Annotated in this window: 19 protein-coding genes; 5 read left to right on the top strand and 14 right to left on the bottom strand. The window is 70.9% G+C overall.

Annotated features, from left to right (window positions below; translation table 11 throughout):
- Positions 1 to 19: 19 nt before the first annotated feature.
- The 5 genes from ACIBVP_RS24195 to ACIBVP_RS24215 all read right to left on the bottom strand — a co-directional run bounded on the left by ACIBVP_RS24195 (position 20) and on the right by ACIBVP_RS24215 (position 4,740).
- On the bottom strand, positions 20 to 1,084 hold the full coding sequence (locus tag ACIBVP_RS24195; RefSeq protein ID WP_396108538.1) for a diacylglycerol kinase: 1,065 nt from the start codon (positions 1,082 to 1,084) through the stop codon (positions 20 to 22).
- Positions 1,081 to 1,860, bottom strand: coding sequence for an SDR family oxidoreductase (locus tag ACIBVP_RS24200; protein WP_396108539.1), 780 nt, complete (start codon positions 1,858 to 1,860; stop codon positions 1,081 to 1,083). The genes ACIBVP_RS24195 and ACIBVP_RS24200 overlap by 4 nt, the downstream gene beginning before the upstream one ends.
- Before the next feature lie 95 nt (positions 1,861 to 1,955).
- Positions 1,956 to 2,753 carry an ABC transporter ATP-binding protein gene (locus ACIBVP_RS24205; protein ID WP_396108541.1) on the bottom strand — a complete coding sequence of 266 codons (798 nt, stop codon included), beginning with the start codon at positions 2,751 to 2,753 and terminating at the stop codon, positions 1,956 to 1,958.
- Positions 2,750 to 3,781: a FecCD family ABC transporter permease gene (locus tag ACIBVP_RS24210; RefSeq protein ID WP_396108588.1), complete on the bottom strand. Its 1,032-nt coding sequence runs from the start codon at positions 3,779 to 3,781 to the stop codon at positions 2,750 to 2,752. The genes ACIBVP_RS24205 and ACIBVP_RS24210 overlap by 4 nt, the downstream gene beginning before the upstream one ends.
- Positions 3,778 to 4,740 carry an ABC transporter substrate-binding protein gene (locus tag ACIBVP_RS24215; protein ID WP_396108543.1) on the bottom strand — a complete coding sequence of 321 codons (963 nt, stop codon included), beginning with the start codon at positions 4,738 to 4,740 and terminating at the stop codon, positions 3,778 to 3,780. Before ACIBVP_RS24215 ends, ACIBVP_RS24210 begins: the two co-directional genes overlap by 4 nt.
- Before the next feature lie 251 nt (positions 4,741 to 4,991).
- Between ACIBVP_RS24215 and ACIBVP_RS24220 the strand changes: the two genes are divergently transcribed.
- Positions 4,992 to 5,972, top strand: coding sequence for a hypothetical protein (locus tag ACIBVP_RS24220; protein WP_396108544.1), 981 nt, complete (start codon positions 4,992 to 4,994; stop codon positions 5,970 to 5,972).
- On the opposite strand, the gene ACIBVP_RS24225 is transcribed toward ACIBVP_RS24220, so the two are convergent.
- From ACIBVP_RS24225 to ACIBVP_RS24250, 6 genes are all read right to left on the bottom strand, one after another.
- Positions 5,969 to 6,973, bottom strand: a complete 1,005-nt coding sequence (locus ACIBVP_RS24225; RefSeq protein WP_396108545.1) for a LacI family DNA-binding transcriptional regulator — start codon at positions 6,971 to 6,973, stop codon at positions 5,969 to 5,971. The two genes, ACIBVP_RS24220 and ACIBVP_RS24225, sit on opposite strands and share 4 nt — an antisense overlap.
- Positions 6,970 to 8,343 (bottom strand): GH1 family beta-glucosidase, encoded by a 1,374-nt coding sequence (locus ACIBVP_RS24230; RefSeq protein ID WP_396108546.1) that lies wholly within the window; start codon positions 8,341 to 8,343, stop codon positions 6,970 to 6,972. Before ACIBVP_RS24230 ends, ACIBVP_RS24225 begins: the two co-directional genes overlap by 4 nt.
- Positions 8,340 to 9,176: a carbohydrate ABC transporter permease gene (locus tag ACIBVP_RS24235; protein ID WP_396108547.1), complete on the bottom strand. Its 837-nt coding sequence runs from the start codon at positions 9,174 to 9,176 to the stop codon at positions 8,340 to 8,342. The genes ACIBVP_RS24230 and ACIBVP_RS24235 overlap by 4 nt, the downstream gene beginning before the upstream one ends.
- Positions 9,176 to 10,168 carry a carbohydrate ABC transporter permease gene (locus ACIBVP_RS24240; RefSeq protein ID WP_396108548.1) on the bottom strand — a complete coding sequence of 331 codons (993 nt, stop codon included), beginning with the start codon at positions 10,166 to 10,168 and terminating at the stop codon, positions 9,176 to 9,178. Before ACIBVP_RS24240 ends, ACIBVP_RS24235 begins: the two co-directional genes overlap by 1 nt.
- Positions 10,165 to 11,436, bottom strand: a complete 1,272-nt coding sequence (locus ACIBVP_RS24245; protein WP_396108549.1) for an ABC transporter substrate-binding protein — start codon at positions 11,434 to 11,436, stop codon at positions 10,165 to 10,167. The genes ACIBVP_RS24240 and ACIBVP_RS24245 overlap by 4 nt, the downstream gene beginning before the upstream one ends.
- Positions 11,437 to 11,656: 220 nt before the next feature.
- On the bottom strand, positions 11,657 to 13,039 hold the full coding sequence (locus ACIBVP_RS24250; RefSeq protein ID WP_396108550.1) for a carbohydrate-binding protein: 1,383 nt from the start codon (positions 13,037 to 13,039) through the stop codon (positions 11,657 to 11,659).
- A gap of 372 nt (positions 13,040 to 13,411) precedes the next feature.
- On the opposite strand from ACIBVP_RS24250, the gene gltB reads away from it, so the two are divergent.
- Together gltB and ACIBVP_RS24260 are read left to right on the top strand one after the other, a co-directional pair.
- Positions 13,412 to 17,983: a glutamate synthase large subunit gene (gene gltB / locus ACIBVP_RS24255; RefSeq protein WP_396108551.1), complete on the top strand. Its 4,572-nt coding sequence runs from the start codon at positions 13,412 to 13,414 to the stop codon at positions 17,981 to 17,983.
- Positions 17,976 to 19,496 (top strand): glutamate synthase subunit beta, encoded by a 1,521-nt coding sequence (locus tag ACIBVP_RS24260; protein WP_396108552.1) that lies wholly within the window; start codon positions 17,976 to 17,978, stop codon positions 19,494 to 19,496. The genes gltB and ACIBVP_RS24260 overlap by 8 nt, the downstream gene beginning before the upstream one ends.
- A gap of 68 nt (positions 19,497 to 19,564) precedes the next feature.
- Here ACIBVP_RS24260 and ACIBVP_RS24265 read toward each other — a convergent pair whose 3' ends face one another.
- The gene (locus tag ACIBVP_RS24265) at positions 19,565 to 20,449 is read right to left on the bottom strand and encodes an LLM class flavin-dependent oxidoreductase (protein WP_396108553.1); all 885 of its coding nucleotides are present in this window, start codon (positions 20,447 to 20,449) and stop codon (positions 19,565 to 19,567) included.
- 70 nt (positions 20,450 to 20,519) lie between these two features.
- On the opposite strand from ACIBVP_RS24265, the gene ACIBVP_RS24270 reads away from it, so the two are divergent.
- Positions 20,520 to 20,942, top strand: a complete 423-nt coding sequence (locus ACIBVP_RS24270; protein WP_396108554.1) for a MarR family winged helix-turn-helix transcriptional regulator — start codon at positions 20,520 to 20,522, stop codon at positions 20,940 to 20,942.
- A gap of 39 nt (positions 20,943 to 20,981) precedes the next feature.
- On the opposite strand, the gene ACIBVP_RS24275 is transcribed toward ACIBVP_RS24270, so the two are convergent.
- Together ACIBVP_RS24275 and ACIBVP_RS24280 are read right to left on the bottom strand one after the other, a co-directional pair.
- Positions 20,982 to 21,368, bottom strand: coding sequence for a hypothetical protein (locus ACIBVP_RS24275; protein ID WP_396108555.1), 387 nt, complete (start codon positions 21,366 to 21,368; stop codon positions 20,982 to 20,984).
- A 17-nt stretch (positions 21,369 to 21,385) separates the two neighbouring features.
- Positions 21,386 to 22,822: an aromatic amino acid ammonia-lyase gene (locus ACIBVP_RS24280; RefSeq protein ID WP_396108556.1), complete on the bottom strand. Its 1,437-nt coding sequence runs from the start codon at positions 22,820 to 22,822 to the stop codon at positions 21,386 to 21,388.
- A gap of 139 nt (positions 22,823 to 22,961) precedes the next feature.
- Here ACIBVP_RS24280 and ACIBVP_RS24285 point away from each other — a divergent pair, with 139 nt between their 5' ends.
- Positions 22,962 to 23,927, top strand: coding sequence for a trypsin-like serine peptidase (locus ACIBVP_RS24285; RefSeq protein WP_396108557.1), 966 nt, complete (start codon positions 22,962 to 22,964; stop codon positions 23,925 to 23,927).
- The last annotated feature ends 35 nt before the right edge of the window (positions 23,928 to 23,962 follow it).

Genomic DNA, 23,962 nt, shown 5'->3' on the forward strand with positions numbered 1-23,962 from the left:
GTACGGAGGGCCTGGTCGCTCAGCGAGCGACCAGGCCCTTTCCTGTGATCAGGGGCAGGTCCAGGGCGGTCAGCAGGCCGGGTTTCGCGGCCACCACGGCCGGGACCGCGTTCACCAGGCGCATCGCCGTGGCCTTCAGGCCGCCGGTGTTGTGGTCGCCGTCGGTCGCCTCGATGTGCAGGTCCAGCGTGTAGTTCGGCTCGCCCGTCACCTGTACCCGGTACCCGCCCTGGCCCGGCATCCGCGGCCAGTCCGGGCCCAGGTCCGGGTGCAGCCGCGTCACGTGTTCCAGTACGCACACCGCTCTGTCGCCGACCATGCCGCGTACCTCGAACCGCAGTGCGGCGGCCGTGCCCTCCTCGATCACCCCGGCGGGCACCTCGATCCGGTGCGGGGCGGGCAGCCGTGTCGCCGACTCCTCCACGCGGTCGAGCCGCACGCCCAGGCCCGCGGCCAGCTGGCGCACGACGCTGCCCCACGCCAGCGACAGCACACCCGGCATCAGCAGCATCGGCACGTCGTCGAGCTCGCGGCCGAACCCCATGATGTCGAAGAGGATCTTCGCGTTGTCGTACGTCCCGTAGTCGAGGATCTCCAGGCAGCGCACCTGGTCGATCCGCTCGCACACCGACGTCAGCACCAGCGGCAGCCAGTCGTTCGCGAAGCCCGGGTCGATGCCGTTCACGAACAGCGACGCGCCGCCCTCCGCCGCGGCGGCGTGGATCGGTGCGACCAGTTCGTCGGGGACCACGCCGTACGGGTACTGCAGGAACACGGGGCCACTCGCCACGACGTTCACACCGGCCCGCAAGAAGCGCGCCAGGTCGGCCAGTGCTTCGGTCAGGCGGTCGTCGGCCATGGCCGTGTAGACCACGCAGTCGGGGCGGCCCGCGAGCAACGCGTCCGCGTCGGTGGTCGCCGCGACGCCGAGGGTGCGGCCGAGACCGGCCAGCTCACCGGCGTCGCACCCCGCTTTGTCCGGAGTGGACACCCAGACTCCGGTCAGCGCCAGTTCGGGGTGTGCGGCGATGCCCGCGAGCGCGTGCCTGCCGACGTTTCCGGTGCTCCACTGGATGACTCTCATAGGTCCGGTAATCCCAGTTCGAGGTTCGGTTGCTGGAGGCCGCCGTCGACCTCGAGCACCTTGCCGGTCACGTAACCGCCCGCGGCGGACACCAGGAACAGCACCGTCGCCGCGATGTCCGCGGCTTCGCCGATGCGACGCAACGGTGTCGCCCCGGTCATCTTCTCGCGCAGCTCGTCGTTGGTCAGCACGACGTCCAACGCCGACGTCGCGACAGAGCCGACCGCGATCGCGTTCACGCGGATGCGTGGGGCGAGGTCGTACGCGGCCAGTTCGGTGTAGTGGGAGAGCGCGGCCTTCGCGGTCCCGTACGCCAGGTAGCCGCGCCCGGTGACCCGGCCCATGATCGACGAGATGTTCACGACCGAGCCCGTCGTCATCAGCGGGACGGCAGCACGGGTCAGCGCGTGCGCGGTCGAGACGTTGAAGTGGAAGGCCTTTTCGAGGAAGTCCGTGCCGGTGTCGAGGAACGGGCGCGGGTAGGTGCCGCCGACGTTGTTGACCACGATGTCGAGGCGCCCGAACGTGTCGTGGGCGATCCGCGCCAACCCGGCCGCCGCGTCCACGTCGGACAGATCGGCCGCGACGACCCGCGCGCGCCTGCCCGTGGCCGCCACCCGCTCGGCGACCTCGTCCAGGTCGCTCGTGGTGCGTGCGGAGATCACCACGTCGGCGCCCGCCTCGGCCAGCGCGACGGCGGTCGCGGCCCCGATCCCGCGCCCGGCCCCGGTCACGACGGCCACCTGGTCGGCAACCCGGAACCGGTCGAGGATCACGGGCAGAACTGTAACACGTTCTACCTGGGCTCGCCGCGAACCCGCATGTGCACGAAACCGACAACTCGGTGTGTTGCGGAGCGCGACTCGCGGGGTCAGGGGTGGGTTGGCTGGTGGGTGGGGGTTCGGGTCGGGGCTACCACCAGTTGGCCGTCCTCGGTGGTCAGGACCTCCACGCGGGCGTCGTAGTGGCGGGCGATCGTGTCCTTCGTCAGCACGTCCTCCGGGGTGCCCGCCGCGACCACGTTTCCCTTGTCCAGCAACAACAGCCGGGTCGCGTACTGGGCCGAGAGCGTCAGGTCGTGCAGCGTGCTGACGACCGTCGCGCCCTCCTCGTGGCGCAGGCGGTCGATGAGGTCGAGCAGTGCCTGCGCGTGCCCGATGTCCAGCCCGGTCGTCGGCTCGTCCAGCAGCAGCAGGCTCGCCTCCTGGGCCAGCACCCGCGCCAGCACGGTCCGCTGTCGCTCGCCACCCGACAACGTCCGCAGCGCTCGGGTCGCCAGCGGCCCCAGGTCCAGGCGCTCCAGCACCTGCGACACCACCGCGAGGTCCGACCTGCGCTCCCGCGCCAGCGGCGACAGGTGCGGCGTGCGGCCCAGCAGCACGTAGTCGGTCACCGTCAGCCGGTCCGGCAGCTGCGGGGTCTGCGGCGCGTACGCGATCGCCCGCGCGCGTTCGCGGTTCGACAGCGTCGTCACCGGCACGTCGTCGAGCAGGATCTCGCCGTCGTGCGGCACGATCCCGACGATCGACTTGAGCAGCGACGACTTCCCGGCGCCGTTCGGGCCGATGATCGCGAGCCACCCGCCCGGCTCCAGGGTCACGTCGACGTCCGCGGCCACCACCCGCGTGCCGTAGCGGGCGCTCACCCCGCGCAGGGTCAGGGCGGTCATCGCAGCTGGCTCCGGTTCATCCGCAGCACGAGCAGGAAGAACGGCGCGCCCGTGAACGCCGTGATCACCCCGATCGGCAGCTCGGCGGGCGCGAACGCGGTCCGCGCGATGTGGTCGGCGATGATCAGGAACATCCCGCCGCCCAACAGGGACAGCGGCACCACCACGCGGTAGCTCGCCCCGGCGAGCAGCCGCACCACGTGCGGCACCACGATCCCGACGAACCCGATCAGCCCGCTCACCGACACGGCCGCCGCCGTCGCGAGGGACGCCGACAGCAGGACCACCACGCGCACGCGCCCCGGGTTGATGCCGAGGGACGCGGCCTCGTCGTCGCCGACCGCCAGCACGTCGAGCAGCCGTCCGCACAGGCACAGGATGGCCGCCGCCACCCCGATGTAGGGCAGCGTGACCAGCACCTCGGTCCAGCCGGACGTGTTCAGCCCGCCCAGCATCCAGCTGTAGACCTGCTTGATGGTGTCGGTGTTGAGCTGCTGCGCGAACGTTTGCACCGCCGTCAGGAACGACGCCACCGCCACGCCGGCCAGGAGCAGCACCGCCGTGCCGCCACCGGCGGACCGGCCGAGCAGCCACGTCAGCGACACCCCGCCGATCGAGCCCGCGAACGCGGCGAGCGGCAGCGGGCCGACGATCCACCCGGCGGTCTGCGGCGCGGCGACCACCACGATCGTCGCCGCCATGCCCGCACCCGCGGCCGCGCCGAGCAGGTACGGGTCGGCGAGCGGGTTGCGGAACACGCCCTGGAACGCCGCTCCCGACACCGCCAGCGCCGCGCCGACGAGCCCCGCCAGCACGACGCGGGGGAGCCGCACCTGCCACACGATCGCGGCCTCGGTCGCCGACAGCGGTGACGTGCCGCCGGTCAGCTGTGCCCACACCTCGTGCACCACCCTGGTCCAGCCCAGGTTGGCGGCGCCGAGCAGCGTGGACACCGAGACGACGGCGACCAGTCCCGCCACCGCCAGGGCGAGGACGCCCGGGCGGAGGCGGGTGGGGGTCGCGATCAGTTCTGCTCGCCGGCCTTGGTCACGGCGTCGGCGATCGACGTCGCGAGGTCGACGATCCGCGGACCCCAGCGCGACGCCAGGTCGTCGTTCAGCTCGACGACGTTGTCGTTCTGGACCGCCTTCAGCGTGTCCCAGCCCGGCCGCTGCGCCACCGTCTCGGCGCTCTGGCCGCAGCACTGCACGTCGGCGAGGAAGATCAGGTCCGGGTCGGCCTGCAGGATCGCCTCGTTGGACAGCTGCGGGTAGCCGCCCGCGTCCACGTCCGCCGGGTCGGCGATGTTGGTCAGGCCGAACAGGCTGTAGATCTGCCCGATGAACGTCTTGGACGTCGCGCTGTACAGCGTGGTGTCCAGCTCGTGGTAGTAGGTCAGCGCGGTCGCGGGCTTCGGCGTGTCCGCGACGATCTTGTCCAGGTCCGCCCTGGTCCGCTCCACCAGGTCGGCGGCCTCGTCGGCGTGGCCCGTGGCCTTGCCGATGGCCGTCATGCCCGCGTACACGTCGTCGAGGGTCTGCGCGGCGGGCACCGCGAGCACCGGCACGTCGATCGCCGTCAGCGACTGGACCAGGTTCTCGGCGTCGTCGGAGATCACCACGAGGTCGGGTTCGTAGCCGGAGATGGCCTCGACGTTCGGGGTGAGCCCGGACAGGTCGGTCTTGGGGGCGTCCTCCGGGTAGTCGGACTGCTCGTCGACGGCCACGACCTGCTCGCCCGCGCCCACGGCGTACAGCGTCTCGGTGTTGCTGGCCGACAGCGACACGATCCGCGTCGGCCGCTGCTCGATGGTGACCGGCTCGCCACCGGCCTGTTCGATCGTGACGGGGAACGCCTCAGAGCCGGTGGCGGCGTCGAACGAGTCACCGGGCGGCTGGTCGGACGCTTGGTCACGGTTCGCGCACCCGGCGACGAGCAGGGCGCCTGCGATGGTCAGCGCCGCGAGGCGCCTGGCGGTGGAGGACAACGGACCACCTCGGGTCTTCTGGCCCGGCACACGGGCGCGACCCGGGCGACCCGGGACGCCGCGTCCCTGCACCGGGGGCGGTTGGCGTCGACGCGGCGGGGAGGCGACCTGGCTATGACAGTTGCGGGACAGCGCCGGAATCGCACCGGACTTCGCACCTCGTCGCGTCGCTGGTCGCTGAGCTGACCAGCACGGGGACGCTATCACCCCGATCCGGTAACGGCGCGGGCCACCGCGCGGATGTGACAGTCGTGACTCCTGCCGACGAGCCCGCGCTCGACGACGACACCACCGCGCGTCTCTTCGAGGTGCGCGCGCAATGGGTGCGCAACCACACGTGGACCTGGCTCACTCTCGCGGCGGGGCTCGCGCTGTCGGCGTGGATGTGGCGCGGTGCGCCGGTGGTCGGCCTCGCCGTCGGGGCCGCCATGCTGGTCGGGGGATGGCAGACGGCGGCGAGGGGATCGCAGCCCGGCCATGCCTGGATCGTCGCGGCACGGCGGCTGCTGACGGACGAGCCGTGGCGGGAGACACCCGCGACCGTCCTCGCCACCCGGGGCACGGTGCTCGCGCTGCCCGGCGGCGAGCACGTTCGCGTCTACGGGCTCGACGCGCCCGCTCGTGACGTGGTTGTTCGTGCCGGGCGGGTGCGGGTCGTGGGCCCGGACGCGAGTGGCTGGCTCGCGGTGCGGGTCGACGGCCTCCACACACCGTGGCCCGCGAAGGTGGTGTCGCCGGTGCGGGCCGGACCGGCTTCACCGAGTGCGGAGCCGGTCGTCGCGGCGTGGGGGCGGCACGTGGTCGGCGCGGCTCGCGGCGACCTCGCGTTCGCCGTCCTGCTGGCGGTCGGCATGCTCGTCGCGACGGTCCTGCTGGGTGAATGGGTGTTCGCCGCGGTGGCCGCCGCGGGTGGCGTCGTCGTCGCCGCGGTGTTGGGTCTCCGGCTGCGCAAAGCGGTCCGGTTGTGTGGCGCGAGCAACTGGCGACGGGCGACGGTGGTCCGCACCTCGTGGACCACGCGCCAGTACGGCACCGCGGACGGCACCGTCGAACTCGCCTTTCCCGACGGGCACCGGTACACCGCCGAGCTGGTCGGCGTACCGGTCGACCTGCTCGCCACCGCATGGCGGGAGGAGACGCTGTGGGTGGCCGACGGCGGTGTGGTCGGCTTCCCGGACTACCCGCTGGCCGCGTTCGCGACGTTCACGCCCGTGACCGCCCCGGTCAGCTAGGCCGACTCGCGTTCCACCAGCTCCGTCGGCAGGACCACCGGGTCCGCGACCGGGTCGCCGCCGATCTGGGTCAGCAGCAGCTCCGTCATGGTGCGGGCCTGGTCGACGATCGGCTGGTGGATGGTCGTCAGCGGGGGCTCGGTGTGGCGGGCCATCTCGATGTCGTCGTAGCCCACCACCGCCACGTCGTCGGGTACGCGGCGGCCCGCGTCCCGCAACGCGCGCAGTGCGCCGATGGCCATGAGGTCGTTCGCGGCGAACACGCCGTCGACGTCGGGGTGGCGGTCGAGGAGCGTCGCCATGGCCTGCTGGCCCGACTCGCGGGTGAAGTCGCCGTAGGCCACGCGGTCGGCCTTGCGGTTGGCGGCGGCCAGGGCCTGCCGGTAGCCGGTCAGGCGGTCGATGCCCGCCGTCATGTCCGGAGGACCGGCGATCGTGGCGATGCGGCGGCGGCCCGACGACAGCAACCGTTCGGCCGCCAGCTGGGCGCCGCCCACGTTGTCGACGTCCACATAGGACAGGCCGGGTACCGGGTGGGCCGGGCGGCCGCCCACGACCGTCGGGATGCCGGCCTCCAGGAGTACCCGGGGGAGCGGGTCGTCGTCGTGCATCGAGGCCAGCAGCACGCCGTCGACGTGTCCACTTCGGACGTAGTCGGCCAGCTGGGCGTGCTCGGCGGTGTTCTGGGCGTTCACCAGCACCAGCTGGACGCCGGTGCCGATGAGCGTCTGGCTCGTCGCGATGATGATGTTGCCCAGGTACGGGTCGTTGAGCACGGTGGCGTCCGGCTCGCGCATCACGAGCGCGATCGAGTCCGTCCTGCGCATCGCCAGGCTGCGGGCCGCGCGGTTGGGCACGTAGCCGAGCGCGGCGATGGCGGACTCGACCGCCACCTTCACCTCGGGGGACACCCTCGGCGATCCGTTGATCACCCGGGACACGGTCGCCCGCGACACCCCCGCCTCGGCGGCGACGGTGTCGAGCGTGGGCTTTGCAGTCATTCCTCGTCTATGCCGTTCGTCCGAATCACCTGCCGGTACCAGTGTGCGCTGTCCTTCCACACGCGCGCCTGCGTCTCGTAGTCCACGTGCACGATGCCGAACCGCTTCGCGTACCCGTAGGCCCACTCGAAGTTGTCCAGCAACGACCACACGAAGTATCCCCGAAGGTCCACCCCGTGCGTGATCGCCTCGTGCACGACCTCCAGATGGTCCCGCAGGTACGCGATCCGGTCGTCGTCACGCACCCCGTCGACACCCAGCTCGTCGTCGAACGCGGCACCGTTCTCCGTGATCATCAACGGTATCGGGCGGTACTGGTCGTGCAGCCGGTGCACCACGTTGCGCAGGCCCTGGGCGTCGATCGCCCAGCCCATCGCCGTCTGCGGGCCCGGGGGCTGGACGAACCGGACGTCGCGGCAGCCCGGCCACGGGGACGGGCCGTCGGCCGGCGCGCCCCCCGGGCCGATGCTGTCGACCAGCGTCGGCGTGTAGTAGTTGATGCCCAGCAGGTCGATCGGCGCCGCGATCACCGCCAGGTCGGCGGGCAGCACGAACGACCAGTCGGTGAGCCGGGCCGTGTCGCGCAGGACGTCGACCGGGTAGTGGCCGCGGAACAGCGGGTCCAGGAACAGCCGGTTCGCGAGGCCGTCGATCCGGCGCACGGCGTTCGTCGCGGCCGTCGACGTCTCCGCGGGCAGGACCGAGGACAGGTTCAGCGTGATCGACACCCGCGCGGACTCCGGCAGCACCCCACGCAGCGCCTGGGTGCCCAGGCCGTGTGCGAGCAGCAGGTGGTGCGCGGCCCGCAGCGCGAGCGCCGGGTCGGTGCGGCCCGGTGCGTGCTCACCCGAGGCGTACCCGAGGAAGGCGGAACACCACGGCTCGTTCAGCGTGGTCCAGACCGGGACCCGGTCGCCGAGCCGTGCTCCTACCAGCTCGGCGTACTCCGCGAACCGGGCCGCGGTGTCCCGCGTCCCCCACCCGCCGGAGTCCTCCAGCTCCTGCGGGAGATCCCAGTGGTAGAGCGTCAGCATGGGTTCGATGCCGTGCGCGATCAGCTCGTCCACGAGACGCTCGTAGTGGTCCAGGCCCGGCGCGTTGGCCGGGCCCTTGCCCGTCGGCTGGATCCTCGGCCACGACACCGAGAACCGGTACGCGGGCAGGCCCAGCTCGGCCATCAGCTTCACGTCGTCGCGGAACCGCCGGTAGTGGTCGGCCGCCACGTCGCCGGTGTCGCCGTTCGCGACCCGGCCCGGCGTGTGGCTGAACGTGTCCCAGATGGACGGCCCGCGGCCGTCGGCGTCGTGCGCGCCCTCGATCTGGTACGCCGCGGTCGCCGCGCCCCACACGAAACCCTTGGGAAACTTCATCCCTTCACCGCCCCCTGCATGATCCCTCCGATGATCTGCCTGCCGAGCAACAAGAACACGATCAGCATCGGGAACGTCGCGATGACCGTCCCCGCGAGCACGAGCGAGTAGTCGACCTCGATGCCGCTGCGTGTGTTGGCGATCGCCACCTGAACGGTCGGGTTCTGCGTGTTCAGCAGGATCAGCGGCCAGAACAGGTCGTTCCAGTAGGTGATGAACGTCAGCAGCCCCAGTACCGCCGCGCCGGGGCGGGCGATCGGCAGCACGACGTTCCAGTAGATCCGCAGCGTCGACGCGCCGTCCACGCGCCCCGCTTCGAGCAGCTCCGTCGGCATCGCCGAGGACAGGTACTGGCGCATGAAGAACACGCCGAACGCGCTCACCAGCGCGGGCACGATCACGCCGCGCAGATCGTTGGCCCAGCCGAACCACTTGGTGACCATGATGTACAGCGGGATGATCGCGAGCTGGGTCGGCACCAGCATCGTGGCGACCACCGCCGTGAACAGCCCGCCGCGGCCGCGGAAGGCCAGCTTGGCGAACGCGAAACCGGCGAGCGTGGACGTGAACACCACCGCGACCGTGATGGTCCCGGCGACGACCACCGAGTTCGTCAGCGCCAGCCCGAAGTTGCCCTGCTCGAACGCCTTCGACAGGTTGTCCCACAGCGAACCGCCCGGCACCAGCGGCGGGGGGTAGCGGCCGATCGCGGACTGGTCGCGGGAGGACACCACGATCGACCAGTACAGCGGGAAGATCGACACGATGATGATCGCGAACAGGATCGCGTACGTGCCCCAGCGGGCCTGGTCGGGAGATCTTCTGCGGGCCATCAGTCGTCCGCCGATCGGATCCGGCGCACCAGCAGGAAGTTCACCAGTGCGATCACGACGGTGATCAGGAACAGCGTCCACGCGATCGCGGCCGCGTAGCCGTACCGGCCGTTCGTCCAGAACTGCTGGTACAGGTACAGCACCACGGTCTGGAACTCCCGTTCCGGGCCGCCGTTGTTGTTGCGGGTGGTGTCGAACAGGAACGGTTCGGCGAACAGCTGCAGCGCGCCGATGGTCGACACGATGACCGTGAAGATGATCGTGGGCCGCAGGCTGGGCACCGTGATGTGCCAGAACTGCTGCCAGCGGCTCGCCCCGTCGATCGACGCCGACTCGTACAGCTCGTACGGGATGGTCTGCATCGCGGCCAGGTAGATCAGCGCGTTGTAGCCCGTCCAGTGCCAGATCACCATCGACGACACCGCGAGCCACGAGGACCACTTCTCGGCACGCCAGTCGACCGGGTTCTCCATGAACGGCTGGAGGAACCAGTTCAGCAGCCCGAAGTCCCGCGCGAAGATCTGGTTGAAGATCAGCGCGACCGCCGCCACCGACGTGATGTAGGGGACCAGCACGCCCATGCGCAGGAACAGCCTGCCGCGCAGCCGGTAGTTCAGCAGGTGCGCGATCCCCAGCGCCAGCAACAGCTGCGGCACGGTCGAGACGATGCCGATGCCGAAGGTGTTGGCGAGGGCGTTGTGGAAGTTCTCGTCGGCGAACAGCTTCGTGTAGTTGTCCAGGCCGACCGAGACGTCCTCGCTGCCGGACTTGCGCGGGCTCCACGCGGTGGTCGAGATGACCGCGGTGTAGATCAGCGGGAACAGCCCGAAGACCGCGAACAGCCCGAAGAACGGCAGGATGTAGAGGTACGGCGAGCCCTTGAGGTCGAAGCGGTACCACCAGGTCCGGCGTCGCTCCCGTCGTTCGCGCGCCCCGGAGGGGCGCCCCGGTGATGCCGGTGGCGCCCCACGGTCCTTCAGCTGAGTGCTCATCCCTCGCCCGCGGCGGCCTCGATGTCGGACATCGCCGACTGCCACGCCTTCTCGGGATCGGTGCCCTGCTCGACGCTGTTCAGCGCGCCGGCGAACGTGTTGCCGATGACGCCGCTCTGCGGGCCGACGACCTGCACCGGCGCGTTCTCCAGCGACTCGGGGTAGATCTTGCCCGCGGGGGCGCCCGAGAAGAACTCCGAGGAGAAGTCCGCGACCTCCGGCTGCGACCAGGTCGACTCCTGGCTCGGGAAGTTGCCGATCGTCTTGAACAGCTTGATGTTCTGCTCCGGCGCGGTCAGCCACTTGGCCAGCTCGACGGCCTTGTCGACGTTCTTGCCCTGCGCGGGCACCGTCACGTACGAGCCACCCCAGTTGCCGGAGCCGCCGGGGATCTTCGCGATGTCCCACTTGCCCTTGGTGTCCGGCGCGTTGCCCTGGATGTAGCCCATCATCCACGCGGGACAGGTGATCGTGGCGAACTGGCCCTGCTGGAAACCGGTGTTCCACTCGGGCGAGAACTCCGGCAGCGCCGCCGACTGACCCGCCTTGATCGCGTCGACCGTGAGGTCCCACGCGTCCTTGACGACCGGGTTCTTCTCGACGACCAGCTCACCGTCGGCGTTGTAGAAGGTCTCCTCCTCGTTGCCGAGGATGCCGGTGAACACGTGCCCGCCCGCGTCGAACCACTTGGTCTTCGGCATCTTCTGCTGGAACCGCTCGCCGACCGCGACGTAGTCCTCCCACGTCGACCACAGCGCGGACACCTGGTCGCGGTCGGTCGGCAGGCCCGCCTGGGAGAACAGGTCGGTCCGGTAGCACATGGCGAGACCGCCGATGTCGGTCGGCAGGCCGATCAGCGCGCCACCGTCCGGGTTGGTCGCGCGCTGCACGGTGGACTCGGTCCACTGGCTCGTGTCGACGTCGCGGTCCTTGAAGTTCACGAACGACTCCGACTGCCCGATGAAGCCGGACACCTGGCCGACCTCGATCACCTCGAGGTCCGCCGTGCCCGAGCCCGCGGTGAGCCGGGCCTGCAGGTTCTGGTGATGGGTGCCGAAGTCGCTGCGGTTCTCGACGATCTTGACGCCGTGCGCCTTCTCGTACTCCTCGTAGAGCGCGCGGTTGTCCGGCAGCGAGAAGCTGTCGCCGAAGACGTTGATCGTGATCGTGTCGCTGCCGCCGCTCTCGCCGGAGTCACCACCTGAGCCACAGGCCGTGAGGACGAGGGCGGTCGCGGCAACGCACGCGACGATCCCTGAGTTACGCATGTCTGGCCTCCTGCGGCCACATCGGTGTGGAGCGTGAGAGCGCTCTCATGGGTGCACGAAGGATCTCGGGCCGATGCGCTCAAGTCAAGCCCCCGTAACCGGGACGTTGCGGACAAAGTGCCGGTCCCCCGCACCTGGGACGGGATACGGGGGACCGGCGAGAAGCGATCCGAGCCTCCGCATGGCCTGTTGGGTCGCGCGGATCGCTGTCTGAAAGGGCTCAGCGGGCGAAGGTGAACCAGTCCACGTTCACGTAGTCGGCGGGCTGGCCGCTGGTGAACGTCAGGTACACGTCGTGCACGCCCGTGACCCCGGAGATGTTGGCCGGGACGTTGCGCCAGCTCTCCCATCCGCCGGTGTTGGCGATGGCGAAGCTGCCGATCGGGGCGTTGGACCTGGAGTCGAGGCGTACCTCGACCAGCCCGCTGACCCCGCCCGCCGCGCCGGACGCCACCCTGGCCGTGAACTGCCTGGCCGCCGTGGAGCCGAAGTCGACGTCGTCGTAGCGGGCCCAGTCACCGTTGGCGATCCAGCCCATGTACTGGCCGCCGCCGGTGTTCGCGGCACCCGCGACCTGGACACCCGTCTGCTGCTGGAAGCTCTCCGCCTCGATCTGCCGGTAGGCGCTGCCGCCGCCGGGCGGCGGGTCGGTCGGGTCGCCGCCACCGCCGCCGCGCGACCACACCGCCACGTAGTCCACGACCATCGGACGGCCCGGCACGGTCTCGGCCGTCGGTGTCCGGAACCCGGCGACACCGTCCGGGAACGCGCCGCCGATCGCGAGGTTCAGCAGGATGAAGTACCCGGCGTGGGAGGTCATCTGGTTCCACGTGTCCGCGCCGATCTGGCTCTGCGACACCGAGTGGTACTGCTGGCCGTCGACGTACCAGCGGAACTGCTTCGCGCCGTCGTCCCACTCGAACCGGTAGGTGTGGAACGCCGACTGGCAGGAACTGCCGGGGCACGGGCGGCTGGCGCCGAGGCCCTGGGTCTCGTTGCACGGGCCGCCCGGGTTCACGCCACAGTGGAGCACGCCCCACACGGCGTTGATCCCGTTGACGTTCTCCATGATGTCGTACTCGCCGATGCCCGGCCAGTTCCAGTAGTTGCCGCGGTAGGGAGAACCGAGTGCCCAGAACGCGGGCCAGTAGCCGAGTGCCGCGTTGCCGGTGACGTTCGGCATCTGGATGCGGCCCTCGATGCGCAGCGTGCCGCCCGCCGGCGGCTTGAAGTCGCCGCGCTGCGTCTCGATGCGAGCCGAGGTCCAGTTGCCCGCGCCGTCCCGCAGGGGAGTGATGCGCAGGTTGCCGCCGCCGTCGAGGCTGACGTTGGCCGGGTTGTTGGTGTGGTAGGCGATCTCGCCGGTGCCCCAGTTGCCCGGGCCGCCGGGATAGCCGTGTCCGATGTCGAAGATCCAGTTCGACGACGAGGGCAGCGAGCCCGCCGCGCCGTTGAAGTCGTCCGCCCAGACCTGCGTCCAGCCGGATTCGGGCGGTGGCACGGCGGCCTCCGCGGTGTAGGTGAGTGGTGCGATCACGAGTGCCGCGGCCGCGGCCGCGCCGAGTGCGAACTTTCTCCGCGACGGCGCGCGTGTACTGGGCATGGGCGGTGACCTCCTCGTCACGCTCGGGCAGGGGTTCCGAGTGCCCGCAAGTGGGCCGCAGATGTTGCCGCTAGTCATGGAAGCGCTCTCACGACAGATTGTCAACAGGTCGCAACGTTTCGCTGTTCTTCCATTCCCGGTGTCGTCGGTTACGCTCACGGAGGCGAGGCAGCCGGCTCCCGAAGGGCCCCACCAGGGCGAAGGGTGCTTTATCGCGGGGATCACCCAGATCGTTACATCCGACGGCGAAAATCCGCTGTCGGCGCATGGCTCCTGGGTTTCGGGACTGTTAAGCTCACGTCAACACGCGGGCCACCGCCGTCCCGCGCCCAGCTAACAGTTGAGCGCGAGGACGACGAGGGAGGTCGACGCGTGATCTATTCCGCCGTACCCACCGCACGAGGTCTTTACGACCCCACCACCGAACGTGACGCGTGTGGCGTGGCGATGGTCGCCGACATCCAGGGGCGCAGGTCACACGGCATCGTGACCGACGCCCTCGTGGCGCTGGCCAACCTGGAGCACCGCGGTGCCGCGGGTGCCGAACCCACCAGTGGCGACGGCGCGGGCATCCTGCTCCAGCTCCCCGACGGCCTGCTGCGCGCGGTCGTCGACTTCGAACTTCCCGCACCGACGGCAGCGGGTGACGCCACCTACGCGGCGGGCATCGCCTTCCTGCCCCAGGATCTCGGCCAGCGAGCCAGAGCTGTCTCGCTGGTCGAGCGCATCGCCAAGGAAGAGGGCCTGGAGGTCCTCGGCTGGCGGGACGTGCCGGTGGCGCCGGACGCCGCCGACGTCGGCCCGACCGCGCGTTCTGTCATGCCGCACTTCGCGATGCCGTTCGTGGCCGCGCCCACCGGCGGCGACGGCGGCCGGGTCGTCGGCGGCCTCGAACTGGACCGGCTGGCGTTCGGCCTGCGCAAGCGCGCCGAGCACGAGAGCGTGGCGGCCGGTTGCGGCGTCTACTTCCCGTCGCTGTCCGCGCGCACGGTCGTCTACAAGGGAATGCTGACCACCGCACAGCTGCCGGTGTTCTTCACCGACCTCACCGACCGGCGCCTGGAGAGCGCGATCGCGTTGGTGCACAGCCGGTTCTCCACCAACACGTTCCCGTCGTGGCCGCTCGCGCACCCGTTCCGGTTCGTCGCGCACAACGGCGAGATCAACACGATCCGCGGCAACCGCAACCGCATGCGCGCGCGTGAGGCGCTGCTGGCGAGCGACCTCCTGCCGGGTGACCTGACGCGGCTGTACCCGATCTGCGACCCCGAGGGCTCGGACTCCGCGTCCTTCGACGAGGTCCTCGAACTGCTGCACCTCGGCGGGCGCAGCCTGCCGCACGCGGTCCTGATGATGATCCCGGAGGCGTGGGAGAACAACGCCACCATGGATCCGAAGCGGCGCGCGTTCTACAAGTTCCACTCCAGCCTGATGGAGCCGTGGGACGGTCCGGCCTCGGTCACCTTCTCCGATGGCACGCTCGTCGGCGCGGTGCTCGACCGCAACGGCCTGCGCCCGGCGCGGTGGTGGCGCACCACCGACGACCGCGTCGTGTTCGCGAGCGAGACCGGTGTGCTGGACGTCCCGCCGGACCAGGTCGTCGCGAAGGGACGGCTGCAGCCCGGCCGGATGTTCCTCGTGGACACCAAGGCGGGCAAGATCGTCGACGACGACGAGATCAAGTCCGCGCTGGCCGCCGAGCGCCCGTACGAGGAGTGGCTGCACGCGGGCCTGCTGAAGCTCGCCAACCTGCCCGACCGCGAGCACGTCGTGCAGACCAACGAGTCCGTGCTGCGCCGCCAGCTCTCCTTCGGCTACACCGAGGAGGAGCTGAAGATCCTGCTCGCGCCGATGTCGGTCACCGGCGCCGAGCCGATCGGGTCGATGGGCACCGACACCCCGCCCGCCGCGCTGTCGACGCGGTCGCGGCTGCTCTACGACTACTTCAAGCAGAACTTCGCCCAGGTGACGAACCCGCCGCTGGACGCGATCCGCGAGGAGATCGTCACGTCGGTGCAGCGCATCATGGGCCCGGAGCAGAACCTCCTGGAGCCCGGTCCCGCGTCGTGCCGCCACATCCAGCTGCCGTACCCGGTGATCGACAACGACGAGCTGGCCAAGCTCATCCACGTCAACGACGACGGGGACATGCCCGGCTACGCCTGCACGGTGATCCCCGGTCTGTACGAAGTGGACGGTGGCGGTCAGGCGCTGGCCGACGCCATCGAGCGGGTCCGGCGCGAGGCGTCGGAGGCCATCGCGGCCGGCGCCCGCACGCTCGTGCTGTCCGACCGCGACGCCGACCACCGGATGGCGCCGATCCCGTCGCTGCTGCTGGTGTCCGCGGTCCACCACCACCTGGTGCGCACCAAGGAACGCCTTCGCGTCGCGCTGGTCGTCGAGACCGGGGACGCCCGCGAGGTCCACCACGTGGCGCTGCTGCTGGGCTACGGTGCCGCCGCGGTCAACCCGTACCTGGCGTTCGAGACCATCGAGAACATGGTCCGGCGCGGCACCATCACCGGCATCGAGCCGCACCGCGCGGTCCGCAACTACGTGGGTGCGCTGGTCAAGGGTGTCCTGAAGATCATGTCGAAGATGGGCATCTCGACCGTCGGTGCCTACACGGCGGCGCAGGTGTTCGAGGCGTTCGGGCTCGCGAACGACGTGCTCGACGAGTACTTCACCGGCACCAGCAGCAAACTCGGCGGCGTCGGCCTCGACGTGATCGCCGCCGAGGTCGCCGTGCGGCACCACCACGCCTACCCGGAGAACCCGACCGACCGCGTCCACCGGCGCCTCGAGGTCGGCGGCGAGTACGCCTACCGCCGCGAGGGGGAGCTGCACCTGTTCACGCCGGAGACCGTCTTCCTGTTGCAGCACGCGACGAAGACGCGGCGCGAGGAGGTGTACCGCGAGTACGCCGAAGAGGTGGAGCGCCTCAACCGCGAGGGCGGTGCGCTGCGCGGGCTGTTCAGGTTCAAGAACGGCGACCGCGAGCCGATCCCGCTCGACGAGGTCGAGCCGGTCGAGAACATCCTGCGGCGCTTCAACACCGGCGCCATGTCCTACGGCTCGATCAGCGCCGAGGCGCACGAAACCCTCGCCGTCGCGATGAACCGCATCGGTGGCCGGTCCAACACCGGGGAGGGCGGCGAGGACGTCGACCGGCTCTACGACGACGAGCGCCGCTCGGCGATCAAGCAGATCGCGTCCGGCCGGTTCGGCGTCACGAGCGAGTACCTCGTCAACGCGACCGACCTGCAGATCAAGATGGCGCAGGGCGCGAAGCCGGGCGAGGGCGGTCAGCTGCCGCCGAACAAGGTGTGGCCGTGGATCGCGCGCACGCGGCACTCGACCGCGGGCGTCGGGCTCATCTCGCCGCCGCCGCACCACGACATCTACTCGATCGAGGACCTCGCGCAGCTCATCCACGACCTGAAGAACGCGAACGAGCACGCCCGGGTGCACGTGAAGCTGGTCAGCGAGCTGGGTGTCGGCACGGTCGCGGCCGGGGTGTCGAAGGCGCACGCGGACGTGGTGCTCATCTCGGGCCACGACGGCGGCACCGGCGCCTCCCCGCTGAACTCGCTGAAGCACGCGGGCACGCCGTGGGAGGTCGGGCTCGCCGAGACGCAGCAGACGCTGATGCTGAACGGTCTGCGCGACCGGATCACCGTGCAGGTGGACGGCGCGATGAAGACCGGCCGCGACGTCGTGGTCGCGGCGCTGCTCGGCGCGGAGGAGTACGGCTTCGCGACCGCGCCGCTGATCGTGGCCGGGTGCGTCATGATGCGCGTCTGCCACCTCGACACCTGCCCGGTCGGCGTCGCGACGCAGAACCCGGTGCTGCGCGAGCGGTACACGGGCCAGGCCGAGCACGTGGTCAACTTCTTCCACTTCGTCGCGAACGAGGTGCGGGAGTTGTTGGCGGAACTCGGTTTCCGCACCATCGACGAGGCGATCGGCCACGCCGAGCTCCTGGACGTCGACGACGCCGTCGACCACTGGAAGGCGAAGGGCCTCGACCTGTCGCCGATCTTCGAGGTGCCGGAGACGACCTACTCGAGCGCCCGCCGCCGGATCCGCGGCCAGGACCACGGCCTTGACCAGGCTCTGGACCGCACGCTCATCCAGCTCGCCGAGGCGGCGCTGGAGGACGCGCACCCGTTGAAGCTGGAGCTGCCGGTGCGCAACGTGAACCGCACCGTCGGCACCCTGCTGGGCGCCGAGGTCACGCGCCGCTACGGCGGTGAGGGCCTGCCCGACGGGACGATCCAGATCGAGCTGACGGGCTCGGCCGGGCAGTCGCTCGGCGCGTTCCTCCCCGCGGGCATCACGCTCGACCTGGTCGGCGACGCCAACGACTACGTCGGCAAGGGCCTGTCCGGTGGGCGGATCATCGTGCGGCCGCACACCGCGTCGGCGTTCGCCGCCGAGCAGCAGGTGATCGGCGGCAACGTGATCGCCTACGGCGCGACCAGCGGGGAGATCTTCCTGCGCGGCCGCGTCGGAGAACGGTTCTGCGTCCGCAACTCCGGCGCCACCGCGGTCGCCGAGGGTGTCGGGGACCACGCGTTCGAGTACATGACTGGCGGCCGGGCAGTGGTGCTCGGGCCGACCGGGCGCAACCTCGCGGCCGGCATGTCCGGCGGCATCGCGTACGTGCTCGACCTGGACGAGAAGATGGTCAACTCGGCGATGGTCGACCTGCAGCGACCGTCCACAGAAGACCTGAGGTGGTTGCGCGACGTCGTCGCCGCGCACCACAAGCACACCGGATCGGCGGTAGCAGCGTCGCTGCTGGGCGACTGGACACGCCGCGCGGCGTCCTTCACGAAGGTCATGCCGCGCGACTACCAGCGCGTGCTCGAGGCGATGCGGCTCGCCGCCGCCGAGGGGCGCGACATCGACGAGGCGGTCATGGAGGCTTCGCGTGGCTGACCCCAGCGGTTTTCTCAAGCATGAACGGAAAGACGCACCGAAGCGGCCCAAGCCGGACCGGCTGGCCGACTGGCGCGAGGTGTACCTCGACCAGGAACCGGCGGAACGGGACAAGCAGGTCCGCGGCCAGGCGTCGCGGTGCATGGACTGTGGCATCCCGTTCTGCCACTCGGGTTCCGCCGGGTGCCCGCTCGGGAACCTGATCCCCGAGTGGAACGACCTGGTGCGGGTCGGTGACTGGAGCGCGGCGAGCAACCGGCTGCACGCCACCAACAACTTCCCCGAGTTCACCGGGAAGCTGTGCCCGGCGCCGTGCGAGGCGGCCTGCGTGCTGGCGATCAACCCGCTGTCCGGCGGCGCGGTCGCGATCAAGCGCGTCGAGGAGGCCATCGCCGAGGTCTCGTGGGAGAAGGACCTGATCCGCCCGCGCCAGGCGATCGTGTCGTCCGGCAAGAAGGTCGCGGTCGTCGGCTCCGGCCCGGCCGGGCTCGCGGCGGCGCAGCAGCTGACCCGTGCCGGGCACGAGGTCACCGTGTACGAGCGGGACGACCGGCTCGGCGGGCTGCTGCGGTACGGCATCCCCGAGTTCAAGATGGAGAAGAAGGTCCTCGACCGGCGCCTCGCACAACTGCGTGAGGAGGGCACCCGGTTCGTGACGGGCTGCGAGGTCGGCGGCAGCGAGCCGGGGGACCTGTCGGTGGAGACGCTGAAGGCCCAGTACGACGCGGTGGTCCTCGCGGTCGGCGCGCTGCGCGGCCGGGACGCGCCGGAGATCCCCGGCCGGGCGCTCAACGGCGTGCACCTCGCGATGGAGCACCTGGTGCCCGCCAACAAGGAGTGCGAGGGCGACGGCCCGACCACGATCTCCGCGCGCGGCAAGCACGTGATCGTGATCGGCGGCGGCGACACCGGCGCCGACTGCTACGGCACGGCGACCCGCCAGGGCGCCCTGTCCGTCACGCAGCTCGACCAGTACCCGCAGCCGCCGACGGCCCGCGACGACGACCGGTCGCCGTGGCCGGTGTGGCCGTGGATCCTGCGGACCTACCCCGCGCACGAGGAGGCGGGGGAGCGGCGGTTCGCGGTCGCGGTCGAGTCGTTCGTGGACGACGGCGAGGGCAACGTCCGCGCGGTCCGGCTGCGCGAGGTCCGCGTCCGCCGCGACCCGGTGACCGGTGTCCGCGAGGTCACCCCGGTCAACGACCACGTCGAGGAGCTGCCTGCCGACCTGGTGCTGCTGGCGATCGGTTTCGAGGGCGTGGAGCACATGCCGTTGCTCGACGGTCTCGGCCTGTCGCTCACCGCGCGCGGCACGCTGTCCTGTGGTTCGGACTGGCAGACCCGGTCCGAGGGTGTCTTCGTCTGCGGCGACGCGCACCGCGGCGCGTCGCTCGTGGTGTGGGCGATCGCGGAGGGCCGGTCCGTGGCGGGCGCCGTCGACGCGTTCCTCACCGGCCACTCCGACCTGCCCGCCCCGGTGATCCCGACGGCGCTGCCACTGGCCGTCGTCTAGCGGAGCTTGGCCTCGCACGACGCTGTGCGGGCCGCCTGACGCCTGACCCCGCACAACGGAGTGCGGGGTCAGGCTGCTTCTTCTCGTACCGCGGGTGCGATCTCCTCCGCCCAACGACCCAGCAGCACGTCCGTCGGGGTGCCGTCGTGGATGGGGAAGTAGGTGAACCCGGCGGCGCCGTGGTCGAGCACCGCGCCGGTCAGCTCGTCGATCCACTGCCCGACGGAGCCGCCGAGCCAGCGCCCGTCGCGCCGCGTCTGCGCCAGCGGCCGGTCGGTGATCCGGCCGGGCAGGTTGTAGATGGTGTCCACATCGGACGGTTGCCGTCCGGCATTCGCGGCCGCCTCGTCGATGATCGGGCGCGACCAGCGGTACCGGTCACTCAGCCAGTCGGCGGCGTGCCCCGGGATCCAGCCGTCGGCCAGTTTGCCGGTCACCGCGAGGGATCGCGGCCCGTTCGACCCGGTCCAGATGCGCGGCGCCGCCGCTGCCGACGGCGGGATGTTCTCGAGCCGGTGGAACTCGCCGTCGAAGGTCACCGGGTCGCCGCCGCCGGAGAGCAGCCGCACCACGGTCATCGCCTCCTCGAACGCGCGCACGGCCGCGGCCGGTTCGCGTCGCGGCATGCCCATCCGCTCGATGTCGTCCCAGGAGCCGCCCGCGCCCATGCCGAGCACGATCCGGCCGCCGGTCAGCTCGGACAGGCTGGTCACGGTCCGCGCGAGCATCGCGGTGGGGCGCAGGGGGTTGGTGACGTTGACGAGCCCGGAGAGCCTCGTCGTCCGCCCGAGCAGCACGGAGATCGCGGCGTAGGCGTCGAGCCGGTCGCCGAAGTACGGGTGGTCGGACACGCTGACCACGTCGAGGCCCTGCCGGTCGGCCTGCTCCGCGTGCCGCAACAGCGTCCCCGCCGACGACGAGGCGGAGTCGAGCCCGAAACCGAAGACGGTCATGACCATCCCTCCCTTTGGTTCATGTCGTGAACCATTTATAGCATGAACCATTCGGGTAGGCTGGGGCTCGATGACCACTGACGATCGTGAACTCGCCACCGCGCTGGTCGGGCTGTCGCACCACGTGCTGCACCTGTTCGCCGACGTGGGCCGGTCGCATGACCTGTCGCAGCAGCAGACGGAGCTGATCTGCGCGGTCGTGGTGCCGGGCCGTATCCGGATGGCGGAGCTGGGGCGGCAGCTGCACATGGAGAAGTCGGCGCTGTCCAACCTCGTGGACCGCGCCGAGCAGCGCGGCCTGCTGACACGCGTCCGCGACGAGAAGGACCGGCGCGTGACGTGGGTTGAGCTGACGCCCACGGGGCACGAGCTGGCGGTGCGGACCCACTGCGAGGTCACGTCCCGCACGTCGGAGCTGGTCAGCCGGTTGTCGCTCACCGACCAACGGCAGCTGACCGACGTCGTCCGTCGTCTGCTGGACGAAGCGGACTGAGGTTTTCTTGATCGGCTGTCCCCTGCGTGGGGACCGGCTTCAGAAGAGCTTGCCCTCCAGCAGGGTGGTCGCCACCACCCAGAGCACGGCGATGATCGCCAGGCAGGCGAGGGGTACCCACGCGCGTGGCCGGTACGGGTGCGCGAACCGCAGCCACGTGAACAGCAGGCCGGCGGGCAGGACCAGCAGCACGGGCACCGTGAGCAGCTTGACGACCGTGCCGGAGTGGCGGCAGTAGTCCGGCTCGCCGGACTCGTAGTGGCTGTCCGGGCCGCACCCGTCGGTGATCAGGGGGGACAGGAGGCCGACGACGAAGGTGAGCACGCCGAGGCCCACGAGGAGCACCGATCCGACGGCCGCGAAGGCCAGCCCGGCGGTGGGTTCCTCGTCGCTCCCCTGACTGCCCGTTTTGTCCTCGTCGGTCACGCTGTGATGATTCCAGGTCAGATCTCGGACAGCGGCTCCAGGAGGGCGGCCGCCTTGGTGAGGTCGTCGGAGAACGGGCGGTCGGCGGTGCTCTCGTCCAGCGCGGCGTCCGCCAGGTCGAACGCGTCACGCACCGGCAGGTCCATCAGGTCCGCGGGCCGCATCCGCAGCGCGCGCACCGCGGCGACCAGCTCGCAGGCCAGCACCTGGCGGTACGCGTCCGCGGCGGCGCGGGCCTGGCGGGCGGCCTGTGTGGAGAAGCTCGCGTGGTCCTCCACGCCGCGGGACACGACCGCGGTACCGAGCGTCACCGGCAGCGCCGCCTGCCGCAGCATCGCCAGCGCGTCGTGTGCCACGTACTCCAGGATCATCACGCCCGAGCTGCCGGGCGGGCCGTCGGCGAGGAACGCGGGCAGGTCGGTGAACGACGGTTCCACCAGGTCACCGAGCCGGGCCGCGGACAGTTCCGCGACGTGGTGCACCGTCGCCCTCGCCTGGTCCAGCGCGGTCGCGAGGTACGCGGTGTGGAAGTGGGCGTGGTGGAACACCTCCCCGGCGGCGAGCGACACCATCGGGTTCTCCGTGCTGGCGTTGATCTCGATGGTCAGCACACCGCGCAGGTACGCGATCGCGTCCAGTGCCGGGCCCTGGACCTGCGGAAACGCGCGCAGACCGTACGGGTCCTGGATCCGCCTGCCGGGTTTGGGCGCGCCGGTCATGCCCAGCAGCCGCCGCATCTCGCCCGCGCACCGCACCTGGCCCGGGTGCGGCCGCGCGGCGTGCACGGCGGTCGCGTACGCCTCCGGCGAGCCGCCGAGCACCACGTACGACAGCGCGGCGACCACGTGGCTCGCGCGCAGCAGCTGCTCCAGCGACAGGCACGCGAGCGTCGCCTCCGCCAGGGTCGCGGCGTTGCTGCTCATGAACGCGAGCGCGTCGGAGGTGTCGAACGGCACCGGCGGCAGGTGGCCGACCGCCCACGGCCGCTCGCCGGCCAGCGTCAGCGCGGTCTCGGCGAGCACGGTCAGGTCGCCGGTGCCGATGGCGCCGGTCGCGTGGACGCGGGGGAGCGACCCGCTCGTCAGCGCCTCGGCGAGTGCGGTGAGCAGGCGCGGGTGCACGCCCGAACCGCCCGCGGCGAGCTGGTTGAGGCGGATCAGCAGCGTAGCGCGCACGTGGTCGTCCGGCAGCGGATCCCCGGCGCCGCCCGCGTGGCTGCGCAGCAGGCGCATGCCGTGCTCGGGGCCGGAGTCGTCGTCGACGGTGAGGTCGCGGTTGGCGCCGACGCCGGTGGTGCGGCCGTAGATCTCGCGACGTGCCGACAGCTCGGTGACCAGCCGCCAGGCGTCCTCCGCTCTGCGGGCGGCGGCCTCGTCGACCGTCACCGCGGCCCGCTCCAGCGCCACCTGGCGCACGTCCTCACAGCGCAGCGTTCGACCGTCCACAGTGAACATGCCGCCAGGGTAGAACGACCGTGAATGTCATCCCTCGAATGGCGGGTCCTGCGACCTGACACCCCCCGGGTAACGTCCCGAAGATGACCTATCCCCTGCACGGCTCACTCCAACGGGGTAAGCCGAAAGGTAGGTGTGTATGAGCAAGAAGTTGTGGCGGTCAGCAGTGGCGCTCGCAGCCGCGTGCCTCGCCGTCCCGGTGTTCACGGCGACCACGGCGCAGGCCGCGCCCGCCACCGTGCACCTCGCGGCCGACACCGCGGCGGAGGCCAGAGCGGTCGCCGCGAAGTGGACCCCGGAGGCGATGCGCAACGCGATCCCGCTGGACCGGCTGCTGCCGGGCGTGGACGCGTCGAAGCTGACCCAGGACGTGGCCAAGGGCCTGTCGCAGGTCGTCGCGCCGACGTCCGGGGTCTCGCCGACGGCGTTCCCGTCCGGTGGTGCCGCGTGGACCGGCGGCGGCAAGGTCGTCTCGACGGCGGGCCGCGTGTTCTTCACGTACCAGGGCCGGCAGGCCTCGTGCTCCGGCAACGCCGTGACCAGCGGTAACGAGAGCACGGTGATCACCGCCGGGCACTGCGTGAAGCTCGACGGCGCGTTCCACACGAACTGGGCGTTCGTGCCCGCGTACAACAACGGCAACGCCCCGTACGGCACGTGGACCGCCCGGAAGACGATGGCCACGCCGCAGTGGGTCGCGTCGGAGGACATCAACTACGACGTCGGCGCCGCGGTCGTCAACCCGCTGAACGGCCAGAACCTGACCGACGTCGTGGGCGGTCAGGGCGTCGCGTTCAACCAGGCACGCGGCCAGAACATGTACGCGTTCGGCTGGCCGGCGGCCGCGCCGTACGACGGCACACGGATGATCTACTGCAGCGGCCAGGTGTTCGACGCGTTCCTGTCCGACGGCATCGGCATGACGTGCGACATGACCGGCGGCTCCAGCGGTGGCCCGTGGTTCCTGCAGTTCAGCGAGGCGAGCGGTACCGGCCTCGTGAACTCCGTGAACAGCTACAAGATCAATTTCATCCCCACGTGGATGTTCGGCCCGTACTTCGGCGCCGACGCCCAGAACCTCTACAACCAGGCGCAGGCAGCCTGATTCCGGGGTACGAGGGGGCGGCCGTCGCGGTCGCC

The organism is Actinophytocola sp. NPDC049390 (genome assembly GCF_044466355.1).
Classification (GTDB): domain Bacteria; phylum Actinomycetota; class Actinomycetes; order Mycobacteriales; family Pseudonocardiaceae; genus Actinophytocola.

What these genes read in the sequence shown, in the direction of transcription:
- ACIBVP_RS24195 (WP_396108538.1), bottom strand. Translation starts at nt 1,084, where the DNA reads ATGAGAGTCATCCAGTGGAGCACCGGAAACGTCGGCAGGCACGCGCTC.
- ACIBVP_RS24205 (WP_396108541.1), bottom strand. Translation starts at nt 2,753, where the DNA reads ATGACCGCCCTGACCCTGCGCGGGGTGAGCGCCCGCTACGGCACGCGG.
- ACIBVP_RS24225 (WP_396108545.1), bottom strand. Translation starts at nt 6,973, where the DNA reads ATGACTGCAAAGCCCACGCTCGACACCGTCGCCGCCGAGGCGGGGGTG.
- ACIBVP_RS24230 (WP_396108546.1), bottom strand. Translation starts at nt 8,343, where the DNA reads ATGAAGTTTCCCAAGGGTTTCGTGTGGGGCGCGGCGACCGCGGCGTAC.
- ACIBVP_RS24235 (WP_396108547.1), bottom strand. Translation starts at nt 9,176, where the DNA reads ATGGCCCGCAGAAGATCTCCCGACCAGGCCCGCTGGGGCACGTACGCG.
- ACIBVP_RS24240 (WP_396108548.1), bottom strand. Translation starts at nt 10,168, where the DNA reads ATGAGCACTCAGCTGAAGGACCGTGGGGCGCCACCGGCATCACCGGGG.
- ACIBVP_RS24245 (WP_396108549.1), bottom strand. Translation starts at nt 11,436, where the DNA reads ATGCGTAACTCAGGGATCGTCGCGTGCGTTGCCGCGACCGCCCTCGTC.
- ACIBVP_RS24250 (WP_396108550.1), bottom strand. Translation starts at nt 13,039, where the DNA reads ATGCCCAGTACACGCGCGCCGTCGCGGAGAAAGTTCGCACTCGGCGCG.
- ACIBVP_RS24265 (WP_396108553.1), bottom strand. Translation starts at nt 20,449, where the DNA reads ATGACCGTCTTCGGTTTCGGGCTCGACTCCGCCTCGTCGTCGGCGGGG.
- ACIBVP_RS24270 (WP_396108554.1), top strand. Translation starts at nt 20,520, where the DNA reads ATGACCACTGACGATCGTGAACTCGCCACCGCGCTGGTCGGGCTGTCG.
- ACIBVP_RS24280 (WP_396108556.1), bottom strand. Translation starts at nt 22,822, where the DNA reads ATGTTCACTGTGGACGGTCGAACGCTGCGCTGTGAGGACGTGCGCCAG.
- ACIBVP_RS24285 (WP_396108557.1), top strand. Translation starts at nt 22,962, where the DNA reads ATGAGCAAGAAGTTGTGGCGGTCAGCAGTGGCGCTCGCAGCCGCGTGC.